The organism is Bordetella tumbae, from assembly GCF_965139195.1.
Taxonomy (GTDB): Bacteria; Pseudomonadota; Gammaproteobacteria; order Burkholderiales; family Burkholderiaceae_B; genus Bordetella_A; species Bordetella_A tumbae.
This window is the reverse complement of record NZ_CBCSJH010000005.1, coordinates 75,842-95,436: the sequence shown is the minus strand read 5'-3', so window position 1 is coordinate 95,436 and position 19,595 is coordinate 75,842. Positions and strand designations below refer to the sequence as shown.

Sequence of the window (19,595 nt, the reverse complement as noted above, 5' to 3'; positions counted from 1 at the left end):
GATGACTGCAGTAGCCAAACACGCAGATGCCCGCAGCACTGAAACGCTGGAGGCCGATGGCCTGTCCGCGTTGCTGAAGAAAGAGTTCAAACCCAAGACCGAGCAGGCCCGCGAGGCCGTCGAACACGCTGTCCGTACGCTGGCGCATCAAGCGCTGGAAAACAGCGGTGTGGCGGTGTCGGCAGATGCCTATCGAACGATTCAGGCCATCATTGCCGAGATTGACCGCAAGCTGTCGGATCAGATCAATCTGGTCATGCACCATGCTGATTTCCAGCAACTGGAAGGGGCATGGCGCGGTCTGCATTATCTGGTGACCAACACAGAAACGGACGAGTTGCTGAAGATCCGCGTGATGTGTATCTCGAAAAAGGAACTGGGCCGTACCTTGAAGCGTCACAAAGGCGTGGGCTGGGATCAAAGCCCGATCTTCAAGCGTGTGTACGAGGAGGAATACGGCCAGTTTGGTGGCGAGCCGATCGGTTGCCTGGTGGGCGATTACCATTTTGACCACAGCCCGCCCGATGTGGAGCTGCTGAGCGAAATCGCGAAGATTTCCGCCGCAGCGCATTGCCCGTTCATCGCAGGTGCATCGCCCAATGTGATGCAGATGGATTCGTGGCAAGAACTGGCGAACCCGCGCGATCTGACGAAGATCTTTACGAACACGGAATACGCTGCATGGCGTAGCCTGCGCGAGTCGGAGGATGCGCGTTATATCGGCTTGGCGATGCCGCGATTCCTGGCACGCCTGCCCTATGGGGCACGCACGAATCCTGTCGATGAGTTCGATTTCGAAGAAGACACCGACGGCGCGAATCACGACCGTTATGCGTGGGCGAACTCGGCGTATGCCATGGCGGCCAACATTAACCGTTCGTTCAAGTTGTACGGTTGGTGCACGTCGATTCGCGGCGTGGAGTCGGGCGGCGCGGTGGAAAATCTGCCATGCCATACGTTCCCGACCGATGACGGTGGCGTGGACATGAAGTGCCCCACCGAAATCGCGATCAGCGATCGCCGCGAGGCCGAGTTGGCCAAGAATGGTTTCATGCCGCTCGTGCATCGCAAGAACTCTGACTTTGCGGCGTTCATCGGCGCGCAGTCCCTGCAAAAACCGCACGAATACTACGATGCCGATGCGTCGGCCAACGCCAAGCTGTCGGCACGCCTGCCGTATTTGTTTGCCTGCTGCCGTTTTGCGCACTATCTGAAGTGCATCGTGCGCGACAAGATTGGTTCGTTCCGTGAGCGTGATGACATGGAACGCTGGCTCAATGACTGGATCATGAATTACGTCGATGGTGATCCTGCGAACTCGTCCCAAGAGACCAAAGCACGCAAGCCGCTCGCGGCGGCCGAGGTCCAGGTGCAAGAGATCGAGGACAACCCCGGCTATTACTCCGCGAAGTTTTTCTTGCGGCCTCACTATCAGTTGGAAGGGCTGACAGTGTCGCTGCGTCTTGTGTCCAAGCTGCCATCCTTGAAAAAGAATGATGGTTGAGATGGGCATTTTTTTCAGGGCACTTCGTGCCGTGACAGCAACTTAGGGAGAGAGAAGTGTCTGTTGACATGTTCATGAAGATCGACGGTGCCAACGGCGAGTCGAAGGATGCCAATCATAAGAATTGGACCGATATCGTTTCGTTCTCGTGGGGTGCCACACAGCCCGGCAACATGGCTAGCGGCGGAGGCCTGGGTGCTGGAAAAGCCAGTTTCAACGACTTGCACGTGGTGGCGCGTATTGACAAGGCCGCTCCGGCTGTCATGAAGCATTGCGCCAGCGGCAAACACCTGAGCAAGATTGAGTTGTCGGTGTGCAAGGCTGGCGGCCAGCAGATTGAATACACGAAGATCACGTTGGAAGACGTACTGGTGTCGTCCGTGCAATTGTCGGGTGAACTGAACCAGGAGTCCGTGACGGTGAACTTCGCTTTTCAAGCTGCCAAGGTCAAACAGCAATACTGGGAGCAGACGGAGCAAGGCGGCAAGGGCGCGGAAAGCGTGGTCGCTTGGGATATCAAGAAGAACCAGGAAGTCGGTTAAGCCGTCGGTACGGGCCTGGCGTTTCGGTGTCGGGTCCGTCCACGTCAACTCTTGCTCCCTTGAGCTGGCGCCACTGCGGGAAGTGTGTTGTGGTGGAGTCTCTTTGTTTTATGGCGACGGGCGATTTTCGGATCGACCGTCGACTTTGTTTTCTGTCTGCGGTGCTTTCTTATGATCAGACCTGCCGTTGCGTTGCGTGAAAGCAGCTTGTCCCAGCATCTGGAGACGATCCAGTCCCAGATACGTCGTCAACCGGCGGACGCTGATTTGCGGGCGCAGTTGTTCCAGTTGATGGTTGTGCAGGGTGATTGGGGACGAGCATCCGAACAATTGAAGTTGTCTGCCCAGTTGAATGCGCAGGCGCAGCCTACTGCCATCTTGTATGAGCAGGCGATTGCCGCTGAACGTCAACGCGAGCGCGTGTTGATCGGCCAGGAACAGCCGGCCGCGTTTGGTGAGGCACCCTCGTGGTTCGCTGATTTATGGAGAGCTTTGAGTTGTGATGCTGATGCGCCGGAGGAAGCGGCGCAATTGCGTGAACGTGCTTATGAGGCGGCCGAATCCCGAGCCGGGACATTGACGGTGTCCATGGATGATGCCGCGGCGACGTTCGAGTGGATCAGCGATGGCGACAGTCGTCTGGGGCCGGTTTTTGAATTCATGTCGGCGGGGCGTTATGGCTGGCTCCCGTTCTCGGCGTTGCGCGAGGTGCGGCTGTTGCCACCCGAAGGGTTGTGCGATGTGGTGTGGGCACAAGCGGAAGTGACGCTCGACGAAGGCCGTACCCAATACGGCCTGATCCCCGCGCGCTATCCGGCCCTGCCGGGACAAGTATTCGCTGATTTGCCGGACGGGGTGAAACTCGGTCGAATGACAGATTGGCATCCCCTGCAAGGCGAGATGTATGCCGGCGTGGGGCAAAAAATGTGGATGACCGATCAGGGGGAATACGCATTGCTGGATATCCGGTCGCTGGAGATGCGCTGATGGCAGTATCTGAGTCGACGGCGAGCCTGCGTCCCTGGGAGCAGTTGCCGCGCAGTGAGCGCGTGGCTCGGGATCGTTTGCAGCCGTCGCTGTTGGATCGCTTGATGGATAACGATCCATCCAAACGGCAGGAGCCTCGCGAAGCGTCGATGCTGACTCATGATGAGCTGCGGGTTGCCGTGCTGCGAGATCTGCGCTGGCTGCTCAATACCGTCAATTTACAGACCACGGATGATTTATCGTCGTATCCGTCTGTGCCGGAATCGACATTGAATTTCGGCGTACGGGCCATGGCAGGCAAGCGCATGTCGGAGATCGACTGGATCGACGTCGAGGATTCGATTCGTAATGCGATCGCGGCGTTCGAGCCTCGTATCCTGGATTCGTCGGTCGAGGTCCGGTGCGTGACAGATACCGGTACGCTGGAGCATCACAATGTGCTGAGCCTGGAAATCAAGGGCATGCTGTGGTGCGTGCCGCATCCCATGGAGTTCCTGTTTCGTACGGATATTGATCTGGAAAGCGGTCATATGGACCTGCGCGACCTGGGGGGTGTTGCCTGATGGATTCGCGCTTGCTCGACTATTACAACCGCGAGTTGGTGTACATGCGGGAAATGGGCGCCGAGTTTGCCCAGATGTACCCCAAGGTCGCCGGTCGTCTGGGGATGCATGGCACTGAGGTGGCGGATCCCTATGTCGAGCGGCTGCTTGAGGGGTTTAGCTTTCTGACGGCGCGTATCCATCTGAAGATGGATGCCGAGTTCCCGCGGTTTTCGCAGCGCCTGTTGGAGGTGGTGTATCCGAATTACCTCGCGCCTACGCCTGCGATGGCGGTGGTGCAGTTCTCTCCCAGCATGAACGAGGGGACGCTGGCCCGCGGCTTTGATCTGCCACGAGGGACGTTGTTGCGCGGACGTGTGCCGCGCGGCGAGCAGACACCGTGCGAATTCATGACGGGCCATGAGGTGCGTCTGTGGCCGCTGCGTGTGACGCAGGCCGAGTTCACGGGGACGCCGCCGGATCTGCCCTTGGCCCGGCTCGGATTGGGCGGACGCAATAGCCGCGTGCTGAGCGCTTTGCGAATTCGCATCGAGGTCTGCGGCGGTGTGCGTCTGGAAGACATGGATCTCGACCAGCTCGTGTTTCACCTGGCGGGCCAGGATCTGCAGATGCAGCGCTTGTTGGAAATCCTGATGGGCCATACCGTGGCGGTGCTGGGGCACGATACGCAGCGGCCGGTCAGTTGGATCAACAAGCTGTCTCCCTCGTCGATACGCCATGAGGGATTTGACGACGATCAGGCATTGCTGCCGGCCGATTCCCGCGTGTTTCAAGGGTATCGTTTGCTGCAGGAATATTTTGCATTTCCGCGCCGCTTCCTGTTTTTCAGTGTGAACGATCTGAAACGCGGCTTGCGTACGCCGCCCTTGTCGGGAAGTACTCGCCGCGAGACACGCAGTTTTGATCTGACGTTCTTGTTTTCCGTTGCGGCGCCGGAACTGGAAGGCGCCATTGCGGCGGAGCATCTGGCGTTGCATTGTGCGCCTATCATCAATCTGTTTCCCAAGCGTGCCGATCGTATTGCAGTGACCTCGCGTACGAGCGAATACCACTTGGTCGTGGATCGTACGCGCCCATTGGACTATGAGGTGTTTGGGGTAACCCAGGTGTTGGGGCATGCCTCGGCAGAGCGGCCCGAGCAGGAGTTCAGGCCGTTTTACGGGACGCTCGGGTCGGACCCGGATGATTACGGTGCGTATTACTCGACGCGTCGTGAGCCGCGCTTGTTATCTGAGCAGGCAAAACGCAACGGCACACGTACGGGGTATATCGGCAGCGAGGTGTTTGTGTCGCTCGTAGACCGGAATGAGGTGCCGTTTTCCGGTCAACTGCGTCATCTGACGCTGGATACGCTGTGCACGAATCGGGATCTGGCGATGTTGTTGCCGCTGGGAACGGATACGGATTTCACCTTGCGCGTATCGGCGCCAGTCGGTGCGGTAAAGGTGCTGCACGGTCCGACCCGTCCGCACGCTGCGTTGGCAGAGCATGCTGCGACGTGGCATCTGATCAGCCACTTGGGTCTGAACTACCTGAGTTTGATGGACCTGGACGCGGAGCAGGGCGCCCAGACGCTGCGCGAAATGTTGAATGTGTACGGCAATCTGGCCGATCCTGTCGTGCGTAAGCACATAGGCGGTGTACGTCACGTGCGTGCGGATCCGATGCATCACCGTCTGCCCCTGCCTGGTCCTATTGTGTACGGACGAGGCGTTCGTATCAGTATGCAAGTCGACGAGGCTGCGTTTTCGGGCATCAGTCCGTATTTGTTCGGCGCCGTACTGGAACAATTTTTTGCCCGGCATGTATCGATCAATATGATGTCGGAATTGGTGTTGTCTACATTGCAGCGCGGCGATATCGCCCGCTGGAAGCCTCGCATGGGGGCGCGGCCCGCCGTATAGGGCTGTCAAGGTTGATAGAAAGGAGTCGTGCCATGAATACCGCTGCGAAACGTCAGTATCCGGTCTACGATCCGGTGCATTTAATTGGCACGGTGTTGCATCGTGATGACGACGGTGGCTTTGTTGTCGAGTGTGATGGCCACCAGTGGCGCACGCGCTTGGCCGCCAGTTGCTTGTTGGTGCCGCAAGAGGGGGATCATGTGCTGATCAGTGGTCCTGAGGCGTCTCGCGTATATCTGATCGCTGTAGTTGAGCAGGCGGATCCGCAGCGTGCGCAGCTCGAGACGGTGGGCGACGTCGTACTGCGTTCGCGCACGGGCAGCGTGTCTCTTGAAGGGGCAACGGATGTCAATGTGTCCGGACAGAACGCGGTCAAGATCGATACTGTGTCGTTGGCGCTGCAGGCGAAAGAAGCCAGCTTCGTCACGGAAAAAATGAAATATCTCGGCGCAGAGGTGACGGCCACGGTCGGGTCTACGCGGGTCGTGGGCAAGGTATACGAGGCCATCATGGATCGGCTGTCGTTCTTGTCGCGCGTGACGTTCCGTGCGGCGGAGGAGGTCGAACATGTGCGCGCCGGGTCGTTGGACTATCGCGCCGACAAGAGCGCGCGATTGCATGCGTCGTACACCATGGTGACCGGCGAGAAGCTCGTGAAGGTGGACGCCAAGCAGATTCACATGGGCTGACGGATGACAGACACGATGGCGCAGGCAGGGGTACAAGCGACGGCCGACGAAATGTCAGGGTCGCAACCCGCTGCGACCGAAGCGGATCAGCAGGCGCCACAGACGTTGCCACCATCCAACGGCACGCTGCCGGGCATGCCGGCCGAGTTCTGGCGGGCATTGTCGCAGGACCCGTATTCCCACGATCTGTTTCATACGTTGCGCTGGATCGATGCACGGGCCGGCGCCCGTTTGCCGCTAGGCCGCGATACGGTCGCGCGCAATGAGCCCGTACGCTTGAGGCAAGAGCCGTCGATGGCTTTTGCGCCATCGACGCTGGCTTCGGTCGCGCTTGGGCGCGGAAACCGGCCGCCTGAACTCTCGATCTACAGCTTTGGCCTGTTCGGTCCGAATGGTCCGCTGCCGCTGCATTTGACGGAGTATGCACGCGAGCGCATGCATCACTATGGCGATCGAACGTTGTCGGGCTTTGCCGATGTCTTTCATCACCGGTTGATCCTGTTGTTTTATCGGGCATGGGCCGATGCGCAGAGCACGGTCAGCCTGGATCGGAAAGAAGCCCGTTTTACCCGCTATGTGGCGAGCTTGCTGCATATGGGCATGCCTTCGCTGGCCAGGCGCGACGCGGTGATGGATCACGCCAAGTTTTTCATGGCGGGCCATTTGTTGCGGCAAACCCGGAATCCCGAAGGGTTAAAGCAGATTCTGCAGACGTTTTTCTCCGTGCCGGTACGTATTGCGGAATTTGTGCCGCAGTGGATACGGCTGGATCCCTCGCAGCGATTAGGGCTGGGTGGATCCATGGGATTAGGGCAGGACACGATTCTCGGGGCGGCGGTGCGGGACGCGCAGCACAAGTTCCGCATCGAGCTGGGGCCGTTGACGCGGGCCGATTACGCCAGCTTTTTGCCTGGCGGCAGACGCGCCAAACAATTGCTGCATTGGGTGCGCGACTACATCGGTGTCGAACTGGCGTGGGATGTCCGGCCGGTGCTCAAGCGGCAGGACGTGCGCGGGGTCAAATTGGGCGAGCAGCAACCCTTGGGTTTGTCATCCTGGCTGGGTAAGCGCCGGGCAGAGCAAGGTGATGCTCGCGATTTACTACTGGATTATGAAGGCCGTGATCGTGCAAAGCGTGATGCACGCCAGGCGGCCGCAACATCGCAGCCCGAGGAGGCGAGATCGTGACGCATGACATGTTCTACGATGGCCAGGTACTGCATTGGCCAGGCCATGGAAAATTCCGTGCGACAAGCGGGATGCGCGGATCACAGATTCCGTCGGAATCGTGCACACCGGATGCTGGCCCGGTGCCGCCCGGGCTGTACAAGATATTCCTGGCGGATCAGGGCGCGGCGCAGGACGATGGGCGCGGCGCTTGCGCGTTGCAGCCGGCGTGGGGAATTCAGACGATCCCGCGTGGCGCTTCTGCCGGCGCGTGCGAACCGTATTGGGCCAACTGGGGCGTCAATCGCGCACGGATGGAGCCTGCCGATACGGCCACGCGTAATCGTTGCTCTCCGGTGCGCGGCGGGTTCTATCTGCATGATTCGACCAAGGGATTCAGTCATGGATGCATCGAAGTCGATGGCCGTATCTTTCCGCTGCTGCGCACGTATGCGCGTGGCGGCCGAGGGCGTTCGACGATGATCATCAAGGTCGATTATGTGGCCGGGCGCCAGACCAATGGAGGCACGCTTGTCGAATAATGCACGATGCCTGGCGGTGTTGTTGGCGGCCGCCCTGATCGGCACGGCGGCACAAGCGGCCGGGCCGATCAAAGTCGAGAATGCCCTGGCGCAATGCGTAACCTTGCAGCCAGGCGTGCGCACGACAACCGGAAAACAGGTGGTGACTGAAGCCACCCTCACTGTCAAAAAGCCAATCGGGGAATGTGGCTGCAAGTCTGCTATTGCGACGTATACCTCGCAGGTAGAGATGGAAGGAGGATATCGCAGCTTTTTGCAGCGCGGCGCCTTGTTGGTCAAGGAGTCGGGAGTGCAGCCGCTGACATTGGCCAGCAGTGAGCAATTGCTGGGGGATCGCGGTGTGGTGCTATCGTTGGCTTGCGCAGGACCGGATTGACGTTGCTCGAGCATGGCACTTGATTGATTTTCCTGTTTGATTCCTGCCGGATGATGCTGGCGGGCAGATTCGCTTTCACGCTGGGTACAACACAACGATATGTCTGACATTGGCCGCATAGATTTGTTTGGCAAGCTCAATCCGCTGCTATACCAGGCGCTGGAGGGGGCGACCTCATTCTGCAAACTGCGAGGTAATCCCTACGTTGAACTGGTGCACTGGATACACCAGATCGTACACACGCAGGATAGCGATCTGCATCGCATCGCGCGTCGGTTTGATGTTGATATGGGGATGCTGCAGGCCGATCTGACACAGGCGCTGGATCAACTGCCACGCGGTGCGGGGTCAGTATCCGATCTGTCGGAGCATATTGATCATGCCGTTGAACGAGCCTGGGTGCTCGGATCGCTGCGCTATGGTGCCGGACGCATTCGCGGCGGGCATTTGATCGCGGGTCTGGTAAAGACTTATGCCTTGCGCAACGTGCTGCTGGGGATGTCCGACCAGTTTTCACGCATTGTGCCGGATGTGTTGCTGGAGCAGTTGGACGCCATCGTGCATGGTTCGCCTGAGGATGCCACGGCGCAGCCGGTGGAGACTGACTCGGGGGCACCGGCATCCGTCGAAGGCGGTGGTTCCGCTTTGGCGAAGTATGCGGTCGACCTGACTGCCAAGGCCCGTGCGGGCGAAATCGACCCTGTGTCCGGAAGGGATGAGGAAATTCGCCAGATCGTCGATATTCTGATGCGGCGCCGGCAGAACAATCCCTTGCTGGCGGGCGAAGCCGGTGTAGGCAAGACGGCGGTGGTGGAGGGCCTGGCCTTGCGTCTGGCCAGTGGCGACGTGCCGCCTCCGCTGCGTGAGGTTTCTCTGCTGCTGCTGGATATCGGGCTGTTGCAGGCTGGGGCCGGCGTCAAGGGCGAATTCGAGCAGCGTCTGCGCGGCGTGATTGACGAGGTGCAATCCAGTCCTCGTCCGATCGTGTTGTTTATCGATGAGATTCACACGTTGGTAGGTGCAGGCGGCGCAGCGGGTACCGGCGATGCGGCCAATCTGCTCAAACCTGCATTGGCGCGTGGCCAGTTGCGTACGATCGGCGCAACAACCTGGTCGGAGTACAAAAAGTACATCGAGAAAGACCCGGCGCTGACCCGGCGTTTTCAGGTGGTGCAGATTCATGAACCGGCCGAACCTCGGGCGGTAGGTATGTTGCGCGGCCTGGCCGCGACGCTGGAGGCGCACCATCAGGTGTTGTTGCTGGACGAGGCGATCGAGGCGGCGGTGTCGTTATCGCATCGATATATTCCTGCCCGGCAATTGCCTGACAAGGCGGTTGCCTTGCTGGATACAGCGTGCGCTCGCGTTGCCGTGAGCCAACATGCGGTGCCTGCTGCACTGGAAGATGCGCGTCGCCGTATCGAAGCCCTGGAAATCGAGCAGCGTATCGCCGTGCGCGAGGCGCACTTGGGTGCGGGCGAGGAAGACCGGGTGGCCCAGGTCGGGACGGGTCTCGAACAAGCACGTGCACAAGAGAGCGAACTGGTGCAACGCTGGGAGGCCGAACGTGAGCTGGCTGAGCGGGTGTTTGCGTTGAGGCAGGCGCTGGATGCGTCGAATGCGCACGATGGTGAGCCGACAGGCGCAACGGCTGGCAGTGAGGCTGTCGCGGGTGAAGCATCGACGGTGCGCGCCGCTGACGCGGCCGATGCTGCTGGAGTGAGTGCAACGGCTGCGGCTGATGCATCGGCGCAGAGCCCGGCCGCCACGGTGGCCCCTGCGCAATTGCGTGCCGAGTTGGCGCAGGCGCAAGAGGAACTGGCGCGCCGTCAGGGCGAACAAGCGCTGATTTACCCCGCCGTGGATGCCGCCGCGGTGGCATCCGTCGTTGCCGATTGGACCGGCATCCCTGTGGGCCGCATGGTACGCGACGAGGCCCATTCGGTATTGCGTTTGGCAGATACGCTGGAACAGCGGGTCATTGGACAACGGCATGGTCTGGAGGCTATCGCACGGCGTATTCAGACGTCCCGTGCGCGCCTGACCGATCCCAACAAGCCGGTGGGCGTGTTCTTGCTGTGCGGCCCCAGTGGCGTGGGCAAGACCGAGACGGCATTGACCTTGGCCGAGGCCCTGTACGGTGGCGAGCAGAATCTGATCTCGATCAATATGAGCGAGTTCCAGGAATCGCATACGGTGTCCACGCTGAAGGGCGCGCCGCCGGGCTATGTAGGCTACGGCGAGGGCGGCGTACTGACTGAAGCCGTGCGGCGCCGTCCCTACAGCGTCGTGTTGCTCGACGAGGTGGAAAAGGCCCATGCGGACGTGCATGAGATTTTTTTCCAGGTCTTCGACAAAGGCTGGATGGAAGACGGCGAAGGCCGCTACATCGATTTTCGCAATACCGTCATCATCCTCACTTCGAATGTCGGTACAGAGTTGATCAGCAGCCTGTGCAAGGATCCGGATCTGATGCCGGATGCGGATGGTTTGGCCTCAGCCTTGCGAGAACCGCTGTTAAAGGCGTTTCCTGCGGCATTGCTGGGGCGTCTGGTGGCGGTGCCCTATTTGCCGCTCTCTGACGAGATGCTGGCCCGTATCGTGGATCTGCAGTTTGAGCGAATCCGCCAACGGCTCCGGGATAACCACGGCATTACGTTGACGGTCAGTCCTGGGGCGACGGCGCTGGTGGTGGCGCGTTGCACCGAGGTCGAGTCGGGCGGACGCATGGTGGATGCAATCCTGACGAATACGGTATTGCCGCAGATCAGCCACGAGTTGCTGACGGCATCAATGGATGGGCGCAATGTGCGTGCAGTCAGTTTGCTGGCGGCTGATGGCGAGTTTCAGTACGAGTACGAATCGCAGTCTTGAGTGTGCGGGCGCGCCTGCAGCGCAGTTACTTGCGGCGAGGCGTGTCTGTTTTTTGGCCGGTATTATCGTCAGATGCAGGAGAGGGCTGTTGCACGCGTGCAGGGCGCAGGTAGCCACCATATTCGCGTAAATGATCGCGTGCGGCCCAGCCCTGATTATCGTGATCCTGCGTGTTGCGCAGAGCCTCGCTGACGGGATCCAGTCGATGCGGGGCCAGCGGATCATCTGAGGGCAGGGTCGAGGGCGTTTGATCTGAAAATACGTTGTGCACGTCATCGCCTTCGTGAGAGTCCAGCAGGTCCAGTGGATCGCGCAGGGGACCGGAAACATTGGCATCGCCGCGCGGCAAATGACGTAAGGGGTCTTCAGGGTTGCGGTTTTGTGCGGATTCCATATCGAAGGGATGCGCGGAAACATCGGGTACGCTCCCGACCGGGAGGGTGCCAGGGCCGAACAGGTCGCTGAAAACGTCGGTGGATGAGGTATCAGCAGCCGACGTATTGGCAAACGGTTCGTCGAACAAGCGTTCCTCGGCGACCGGTGGACTGGACACGGCTGCCGTATCAGTAACGGCGTCCGTGGCCGCGGGTTCTGCGAAGTGTGTTGTGGGTGGCGACGGGGCAATGGCCTCGTCCGCGGGCTGAGGAATATCCTCGTTCAAGGGGGCCGTTGCAGTGGTATCTGCAGCAGTTGTAGTAGTAGTGTGGGCCTCGGCGACGGCTGCCGTGTCCTCGATATGTGAGGAGGGTGCGTTGTCGGACTGAGCCGTGGTGTCGGGCTCGGGCTGGGCGGCGGTGAGCGGGGCTGCGGCTTCTGCAGCAGCGGTCATCGCGACACTGGCCGTGGCGAGGGCGACAGGCGCCGATGATACTGATGGAGGCGAGGGAGGTGCTGAGGTGGTTAGCGAGATAGGAGTCGGGTTTTCCCGAGGTGGTGTGGGCGTTGGTGCTATCGCTGCAAGGTCGAGCAACGGGCTTTCCAGCAGAGGGTCCGGTTCTGCCGAGAGCGGGGTTTGCCCCGCATTCAGCGTCGTGAATCCGTCTGCCGATGCTGCGGTGTTCTCGACGGTGGGGGCAAGCGGGTCTTCTGCTCTGAGCTTATAGGAGCCGATCACCAATTCGTCGCCGAGGGAGAGCGGCACCTCCTGGTCTCGATGAATGGCGCGGCCGTTGATACTGACGCTGCTCATGCTGCTGAGATTCACCAGGTAGCAGGCATCGTTGCTGATGCGCACGGCTGCTTGGATACGGCATATGCCATGCGTGGGATCGGGCAGGACGAGGTGATTGTCTGCCGACCGTCCCAGCGTGCCGCCCGGGGCTTTGAATACCGCGGACCAGGGTGTGATGAAGCCGGAGTCTTCGGGGCGTTGCTGAACGGTGAGTTTCATGCAGAGATCTCCAATGCAGATGATCCAATGATAACGACCCTGGTAGGTAGAAGTGATGACGGGGAGTGATGAAAATTAATCGGCTCGGGTTTTTTTCGCCATGAGCGTAACAGTCGTAACTGTTTCTGTATTTACACGACAGTTTCTTATTTTTCGCTTGATATAGTCGGTTTATTCATAAGCTAGGGAGGCGTGCCGCGAATGATGGTGTTCCGTAGTACCTCGACTGCGCTTGGGAAAGCCCTGCGCATAGGGCTGCTGATGATTTTCTCGCTGGTGATCGCGGGCTGTTCTTCCACGGCGAGCCGTGTTGCGGTGCCGTATGCCATTGAGTTGACGGCTGATAAGCAGGTAAACCCTGATATCAACGGGCGGCCGTCTCCTGTGCAGATCACTATTTATGAGTTGAGCTCCACGAGCGCGTTCAGTTCCCGCGATTTTTTTGCACTGCAATCTGATCCCCAGGTCGCGTTGGGCAAAGAGCTGCTGAATTCGGATCAGGTGGTGCTGCGTCCTGGCGAAACAAAGACCCTGCACTATTCGGGCAACACCGAAGCCCGTATGGTGGGTATCGTCGCGGCGTATCGCGATCTAGAGAAAAGCCAATGGCGCCTGGCTGTGGAGTTGCCCGAGGCGCAGAAAACGAACATCTTCAAAGTATGGCAGTTTTCACCCAACGAAGAGACGATCAAGGTCTCTGTCAAAGATAACGAAGTGGTTGTCACGGATCGGGATAGATCGTGGTGGCCGTTCTAGGCGCATGGCTCGCGCTGCCCGCGGTCTGACTCCAACCCTATTGCAAGCATAACCATGGCAGAGAAGAACAAGGTCATTTGGTCAGAGGGGATGTTTCTGCGTCCCCAACACTTTCAACAATTCGAACGTTATCTCGATGGTGCGTTAAAGCAGCGCACTGCGGCGTTGCAGGGGTTTTCCTGGGGCTTCAGTCATCTGGTGCTGGATCGCGATGCGTTGGCGATCGGCAAGCTGGTGATGACGCAGGCCAGCGGCGTCTTGCCCGACGGCACGCCGTTCGATTTTTCTCATCCCGATGATGCGCCGGAAGCTTTAGATGTGCCAGGCTCGGTGCAGGACGTCCGCGTCATGTTGGCCTTGCCGCGTGTGCGGCCCGGGGCCACCGATGTGCAGTACGAGGACGAAGCCGATTCGCTGGCGCGGTACCTTGTGCAAGAGCTGGAGGTTGCCGATTCGGGATCGGTGGGATTGGAGCCTGCATTGCTGCAGGTGGGGCGTCTGCGCTTGCGTTTGATGCTCGAGACCGATATGGGTGACGAGTGGCTGGGCCTGGGGGTGGTGCGCGTCATTGAGCGCCGCGCGGACAACCGGGTCGTGCTGGATGAGCGCTACATTGCCCCATGGCTGTCGGTGGGGGCTCATCCCTTGTTGCTGGGTTTTGTACAGGAGCTTTACGGCCTGCTGCAGGCGCGCAGCGAGGCGCTGGCGATGCGTTTGTCGCAACCTGGCCGCGGCGGCGTGTCCGAAGTCTCCGATTTCATGCTGTTGGAGACGGTCAATCGCTATATCGGGTCGTTATGGCACACCCGTCAGACAACTTGGCTGCATCCCGAACGGCTGTTTCATGACTGGCTGATGCTGGCGTGCGATTTGGCGACTTATACCGCCGCGACGCGACGGCCGGAGGTACTGCCGACCTATGAGCATGACGATCTGCAGTTGACGTTCGGTACCCTGATGGATGAGTTGCGCCGTTCGCTGTCTGCAGTGTTGGAGCAGCACGCTTTGCAGATCCCGCTGCACGATCGTGGCCAAGGGGTGAAGGTGGCGCAGATTCCCGATCTGGAACTGCTGCGCACAGCGGGCTTTATCCTGGCAGTGCATGCGGATATGCCGTCGGATACGGTGCGCTCGCGTTTCCCCGCGCAGGTCAAGATTGGCCCGGTAGAACGTATTCGCGATCTGGTGCATTTGCAGTTGCCCGGTGTGACGGTACGGGCTTTGCCGGTAGCGCCTCGCCAGATTCCGTACAGCGCGGGCCATGTGTATTTCGAGCTCGACAAGGGCGGCGATTTCTGGAAACAGCTGGAGCGCACGGGCGCTCTGGCGTTGCATTTGGCGGGTGAATTCCCGGGCCTGTCCATGGAGTTCTGGGCCTTGCGCGATTAGGGTAGCCTGCCGGAGATATCATGCACGCATCTGATTCTGCATTACCCGGTCCCATGGGGTCGGGCCTTCCGGAAGGGGGCGCTTCGGCCTCCGGTCGCTTGCGGCCACACGAGTATGTGATCAGCGGTTCCAATCCACTGGTGGCTGCTGCGAACCCACTGCTGGACTTGATCCCCCAGATACGTGCGACCACGTCGCACCCGTCGCCAGCCATACTGCGCGAGCATCTGCTCGATGAGATTCGACAGTTCGAGTTGCGTGCACAACAGGCGGGTATTCCTAACGAGACTATTCTCGGAGCACGATATTGCCTGTGCACCGCCTTGGACGAGGCCGCCGCATTGACCCCGTGGGGGGGCAATGGGGTGTGGTCCGCACACAGTTTGCTCGTGACGTTTCACAACGAGACCTGGGGCGGGGAGAAGTTTTTTCAGTTGCTGGCGAAACTCTCGCAGAATCCCGGTCAGCATCTGGACTTGTTGGAACTGCTGTACTTTTGCCTGGCGTTGGGATTTGAGGGGCGCTATCGCGTACTCGATAATGGCCGTTCGCAGCTGGAGACGCTGCGTCAACGCTTGCTGCGGATTCTGCGCGGCGCCCGCGGCGAATATGCGCTGGCCTTGTCGCCGCATTGGCAGGACGTGCCGGCCCAGACGCAATTGCGGCGCTTGCCTGTGCCGTTATGGGTGTTTGGTGCACTGATTGCCGTGTTGGCATTGGCAATTTATTGGGCCTTGGCTTGGAGTCTGAGCCGGCAGTCTGACGTGGTGTTTTCTGCGGTGAATAGTCTGAGACCGCCTACGGTGCAGATCGCACCGACACGCCAGCCGGCGTCTTCTCCGCGTTTGGCCGTGTTTTTGGCGCCCGAGATCAGAGATGACCTGGTGACTGTGCGTGATGAGGTCGATCGCAGTGTGGTCGTGCTGCGCGGCGACGGATTGTTTGAGTCGGGGTCGGCCTCGGTGAGAGATCAGTATTTGCCGGTGCTGTCGCGCGTGGCCGATGCCATGCGTCAAACCGAAGGCAATATTCTGGTGCGTGGATATTCCGACAATGTCCCGATACGCAGTGCGCGCTATCCATCGAACTGGCATTTGTCGCAGGAGCGTGCAGATGCGGTCAAGGATCTGCTGGAGGCCCGATTGAATCAGCCGAACCGCGTGCGGGCAGAGGGCCGTGGCGATGCCGATCCGGTTGCGCCCAACGATACGGCAGCAGGGCGCGCGCGCAATCGTCGCGTTGAGATAACGCTGATGGTGCCGCCGGTGCCGCGAGGGGAAACTGTCGAGGGTACGCGGCAATGATTCATAACGTATTTAGTTTTATCTTTAGCCGAGGGCTGTGGAATTTCTTTGGCCTGGTGGCGATTTCCTTGCTGATCTGGATTGCTGGGCCGCTGTTGGCCATCGGCACGACTCGCCCTCTGGAAAGCGAGATGACCCGCATCATTGTGATTGCGGTGTTGTTCGGGCTCTGGTTGTTGCGCATTATCTGGCGCAAATGGCGCGAGGGCCGATTGAATGCGCAGTTGCTAGGTCAGCTGCGCAAGCCTGCGGCCAAAAAGAAAGTCGAGCCGGAACCCGGTAACCCCGAGATTCGTCAGCTCGAGGAGCGTTTCAACGAGGCCGTGGAGTTATTGCGCAAGACGCGCTTTGAGGGCGACAAAAGGCGATTTTCGTTGTCCCGCTTTTCCAAGCAGCATCTGTATCAGTTGCCTTGGTACGTCATCATCGGTGCGCCGGGGGCAGGAAAGACGACGGCGTTGGTGAACTCGGGCCTGAATTTTCCGCTCGCGGATCGTTTTGGCAAGGTGGCGCTGCGTGGCGTGGGCGGCACACGGAACTGCGATTGGTGGTTTACCGATGATGCGGTGTTGTTGGATACCGCTGGCCGCTACACGACTCACGAAAGCGATGCGACGGGAGACGAAGAGGAATGGAAAGGATTCCTCGGCCTGTTGTCGAAGTATCGCGGCCGTCAACCGATCAACGGGGCCATGTTGACGATCAGCGTGGAGGATTTGCTGGCCGCCTCGGATGCCGAGCGCGCGCAGCATGCCGCAGTGTTGCGCCGTCGTCTGCAGGAGTTGCGTGAACAGCTCGGTATTCAGTTTCCCGTGTATGTGCTGGTCACGAAAGCGGACTTGCTCTCGGGTTTCGAGGAATATTTCGGCTCCTTCAGCCGCGAGGATTTGTCCCAGGTCTGGGGCTTTACCTTGCCGTATACCCGGACGCAGGAAGCCGATTTCGATTTGTACGAGGCATTTCATACTGAGTATCAGTTGCTGCAGCGCCGCTTGCATGATGCGTTGCCTGAAGTGCTGGCTGCCGAGACGGATCCTGCTCGGCGGGCATTGGCCTATATGCTGCCGCAGCAGTTCGCAGGGCTGCAGACGGTGCTCGGACAGTTCCTGAGCGATGTGTTTGCGACGTCGAAATTCGAGGCACGGCTGGTGCCACGCGGGGTGTATTTCACCAGCGGCACACAGGGTGGAGAGACGTTTGACCAAGTAACGGGCTATCTGAAGCGCTACTTGCGTATTGATGGCGGTGCCGCGCAGGCAGCTGCTGTCCCGGAGGAAGACGGACGCAGCTATTTCTTGAAAGGCGTGTTGCAGGACGTGATCTTTCGCGAGGCGGGTCTGGCAGGCCGGAACTTGCGCTGGGAACGCCGCTATCGCCGTCTGCACTGGGCCGGTTATGGCCTGATCACGGTGGTGTTGATTGCCTTGTTGGTCGGATGGGGAATCAGCTATCGCAACAACAAGACGTACGTCGCCGAAGTCGAGCGTCGCGTGCCTACGGTAGAAAAGCTGGGGCGCGACATCAAGATTACGCGTGCGGGGGATGTGCTGGGGTTGATGCCATTTTTGGATAGCCTGTGGTATTTGCCGCGCGATGCGAGTTTTGAGTTGGCCTCGCCGCCGTTGACGTATCAGTTTGGCCTGTATCAAGGCCAGAAAATGCAGTCCGCGGCCCAGGGGGTATATCGAAATACTCTGGAGCAGGTGCTGTTGCCACAAGTGGCACGGCGTGTAGAAAGCGCGTTGCGTACCGCAGCGCCGAATGATCTGGAGTTTTCGTACGAGGCGTTGCGTGCGTATCTGATGCTGTATGAGCCGGATCACTATGATGCAGAGTTCATGCATGCTTGGCTGCTGTCCGATATGCAAAAGACTTTGCCTGAGGGCTATACGCGGCGTCAGTATGATTTGATGTCGTTGCATTTACGCAATCTGGTGCAGGGGCGTGTGTTGTCATCACCGTTCCCGCGTGATGACGAGTTGGTCGCCCAGATGCGTCAGCGGCTGGCGCATTACACACTGGCGCAACGCTCGTATAGCCGTCTGCGCCGATTGCTGTCCAATACGGATCAAGGTCCGGAGCAGACCGCGGTGACGCTGGGCGGGCCTCAGGCCAGCGCCGTGTTTGTACGCAAGAGCGGCAGGCCACTGACGGATGGAATCCCCTCGCTGTATAGCTACGATGGCTATTGGAAGGTCTTCAATCAACGGGTAAACCGGGTGGCCGAGCTGTTGCGTCAGGATGATGCCTGGGTGCTGAATATTGCCCCGCCAGGAGCGTTGGATCAGGCGGCACAGCAGCAGTTGATCGTGGATATCAAGCGGTTGTACATGAACGACTATGTGCAGCAGTGGGATGCCTATTTGAACGATCTGAAGTTGGCGCCCGCAACATCGTTGCTGCAGAATATTCAGATTGCCCGCACGCTGTCCGCGCCGGATTCGCCGTTGGTCAAGCTGGTGCAAGGCGTTGCGCGCGAGACAAATCTATTGCGTGATACCGGTGACGGACGCTCGCTGATGGACCAGGCCCGCGAACGCGTAAGCAGCACCCGCGATGCGTTGGAGCAGATGTTTGGCCCGACAGGACCCAACTCGGCAGTCCGCAGCGATGCCACGGATGAAAAGCTCGAGCGGATTGTGGACCTGCATTTCGAGCCCTATCGCCGCCTGGCCCAGAGTGAAACGCAAGGTGGACCTCCGCTGATTACCGCCACGACGGGTTTGATCAACGATCTGTACACGTATTTGACCGCCGCCGATGCGGCGCTGCGCAGCGCAAGCCCCGCACCCAATTCGGATGTTGTGACCAAGCTGCGTGCCGAGGCCGGGCGATTGCCGGAGCCGATACGTGATGTGCTCAATACGATGTCGGTAAATGCTTCTGGTGAGATCTCGGGGGCGTCGCGCCAGCGTATGGGCGAGACGATGTCGGCGACCATCGGATTATTCTGCCGGCAATCGATCGCGGGACGTTATCCGTTTGCGCGCAGCTCGTCGCGCGATGTGGCGCCGAACGATATGGCACGCTTGTTTGGCCCCAATGGGATGATGGATGAGTTTTTCCAGAAAGAGTTGGCCACACAGATCGATGTGTCGGGCCCGCGGTGGCGCTTTAAACCTGGCATCGACGGTGAAAAAGGCGAGCGTGCGTCGTATCTGGATTCGTTCCAGCGTGCAGGGGTGATCCGCGATGTGTATTTCATGGCGAGCAGCCCGTTACCGTCTTACCGCGTCGCAATTCGTCCGATCGAAATGGATGCGCAGATTACGCAATTCGTGATGGACGTGGATGGCCAGGCCGTGCGCTATGCACATGGTCCGCAGATTGCGACCACGGTGCAATGGCCGGGGGCCAGAGGATCGAATCAGGTGCGCATTGAACTGACGCCGCAAACGGGAGGCGCAGGACTGTCTGCTTCGGGGCCGTGGGCGTTGAACCGTTTATTGGACAAGGCGCAGTTGAGTCGTGGCCCGTCGCCTGAGATTACGATAGCGACGTTTGATATTAATGGCCGCAAGGTCGTGTTGGAGATCACTGCGAGCAGTGCCAAAAGTCCCTTCAATCTCGCCGAGATGCAGGGATTCGCCTGCCCGGGCCGCTAGATG

The 19,595-nt window shown here is 59.5% G+C and carries 15 protein-coding genes; 14 read left to right on the top strand and 1 reads right to left on the bottom strand.

Going from position 1 to position 19,595, the window contains the following annotated elements:
- Nucleotide 1: 1 nt before the first annotated feature.
- The 10 genes from tssC to tssH all read left to right on the top strand — a co-directional run bounded on the left by tssC (nt 2) and on the right by tssH (nt 11,148).
- Nucleotides 2-1,504 carry a type VI secretion system contractile sheath large subunit gene (tssC, locus tag ACNA0J_RS08405; protein ID WP_415818361.1) on the top strand — a complete coding sequence of 501 codons (1,503 nt, stop codon included), beginning with the start codon at nt 2-4 and terminating at the stop codon, nt 1,502-1,504.
- Between the two features lie 56 nt (nt 1,505-1,560).
- Nucleotides 1,561-2,046, top strand: coding sequence for an Hcp family type VI secretion system effector (locus ACNA0J_RS08400; RefSeq protein WP_415818359.1), 486 nt, complete (start codon nt 1,561-1,563; stop codon nt 2,044-2,046).
- 171 nt (nt 2,047-2,217) lie between these two features.
- A complete protein-coding gene (locus ACNA0J_RS08395; RefSeq protein WP_415818357.1) occupies nt 2,218-3,033 on the top strand; it encodes a type VI secretion system accessory protein TagJ in 816 nt (271 codons plus the stop codon).
- Nucleotides 3,033-3,596, top strand: a complete 564-nt coding sequence (gene tssE, locus ACNA0J_RS08390) for a type VI secretion system baseplate subunit TssE (RefSeq protein WP_415818355.1) — start codon at nt 3,033-3,035, stop codon at nt 3,594-3,596. Before ACNA0J_RS08395 ends, tssE begins: the two co-directional genes overlap by 1 nt.
- Nucleotides 3,596-5,500 (top strand): type VI secretion system baseplate subunit TssF, encoded by a 1,905-nt coding sequence (gene tssF / locus ACNA0J_RS08385; protein WP_415818353.1) that lies wholly within the window; start codon nt 3,596-3,598, stop codon nt 5,498-5,500. The genes tssE and tssF overlap by 1 nt, the downstream gene beginning before the upstream one ends.
- A 32-nt stretch (nt 5,501-5,532) precedes the next feature.
- Nucleotides 5,533-6,189 carry a DUF3540 domain-containing protein gene (locus ACNA0J_RS08380; RefSeq protein ID WP_415818352.1) on the top strand — a complete coding sequence of 219 codons (657 nt, stop codon included), beginning with the start codon at nt 5,533-5,535 and terminating at the stop codon, nt 6,187-6,189.
- A 3-nt stretch (nt 6,190-6,192) separates the two neighbouring features.
- The gene (gene tssG, locus ACNA0J_RS08375; RefSeq protein ID WP_415818350.1) at nt 6,193-7,377 is read left to right on the top strand and encodes a type VI secretion system baseplate subunit TssG; all 1,185 of its coding nucleotides are present in this window, start codon (nt 6,193-6,195) and stop codon (nt 7,375-7,377) included.
- Nucleotides 7,374-7,898, top strand: a complete 525-nt coding sequence (locus ACNA0J_RS08370; protein WP_415818348.1) for a DUF2778 domain-containing protein — start codon at nt 7,374-7,376, stop codon at nt 7,896-7,898. The genes tssG and ACNA0J_RS08370 overlap by 4 nt, the downstream gene beginning before the upstream one ends.
- The gene (locus ACNA0J_RS08365) at nt 7,888-8,274 is read left to right on the top strand and encodes a DUF2195 family protein (RefSeq protein WP_415818346.1); all 387 of its coding nucleotides are present in this window, start codon (nt 7,888-7,890) and stop codon (nt 8,272-8,274) included. The genes ACNA0J_RS08370 and ACNA0J_RS08365 overlap by 11 nt, the downstream gene beginning before the upstream one ends.
- 99 nt (nt 8,275-8,373) lie before the next feature.
- Entirely contained in the window at nt 8,374-11,148 is a 2,775-nt protein-coding gene (tssH, locus tag ACNA0J_RS08360) for a type VI secretion system ATPase TssH (RefSeq protein ID WP_415818344.1), read from the top strand.
- Nucleotides 11,149-11,173: 25 nt separating this feature from the next.
- Here tssH and ACNA0J_RS08355 read toward each other — a convergent pair whose 3' ends face one another.
- Nucleotides 11,174-12,538 carry an FHA domain-containing protein gene (locus tag ACNA0J_RS08355; protein WP_415818342.1) on the bottom strand — a complete coding sequence of 455 codons (1,365 nt, stop codon included), beginning with the start codon at nt 12,536-12,538 and terminating at the stop codon, nt 11,174-11,176.
- Between the two features lie 201 nt (nt 12,539-12,739).
- On the opposite strand from ACNA0J_RS08355, the gene tssJ reads away from it, so the two are divergent.
- The 4 genes from tssJ to tssM are packed head-to-tail and all read left to right on the top strand — an operon-like array spanning nt 12,740 to nt 19,592.
- Complete coding sequence (tssJ, locus tag ACNA0J_RS08350; protein WP_415818340.1) at nt 12,740-13,294, top strand: type VI secretion system lipoprotein TssJ; 555 nt, start codon at nt 12,740-12,742, stop codon at nt 13,292-13,294.
- A 54-nt stretch (nt 13,295-13,348) separates the two neighbouring features.
- On the top strand, nt 13,349-14,683 hold the full coding sequence (gene tssK, locus ACNA0J_RS08345) for a type VI secretion system baseplate subunit TssK (protein ID WP_415818338.1): 1,335 nt from the start codon (nt 13,349-13,351) through the stop codon (nt 14,681-14,683).
- 20 nt (nt 14,684-14,703) lie between these two features.
- On the top strand, nt 14,704-15,987 hold the full coding sequence (locus ACNA0J_RS08340) for a DotU family type VI secretion system protein (protein ID WP_415818336.1): 1,284 nt from the start codon (nt 14,704-14,706) through the stop codon (nt 15,985-15,987).
- The gene (tssM, locus tag ACNA0J_RS08335) at nt 15,984-19,592 is read left to right on the top strand and encodes a type VI secretion system membrane subunit TssM (protein WP_415818334.1); all 3,609 of its coding nucleotides are present in this window, start codon (nt 15,984-15,986) and stop codon (nt 19,590-19,592) included. Before ACNA0J_RS08340 ends, tssM begins: the two co-directional genes overlap by 4 nt.
- Nucleotides 19,593-19,595: the final 3 nt, after the last annotated feature.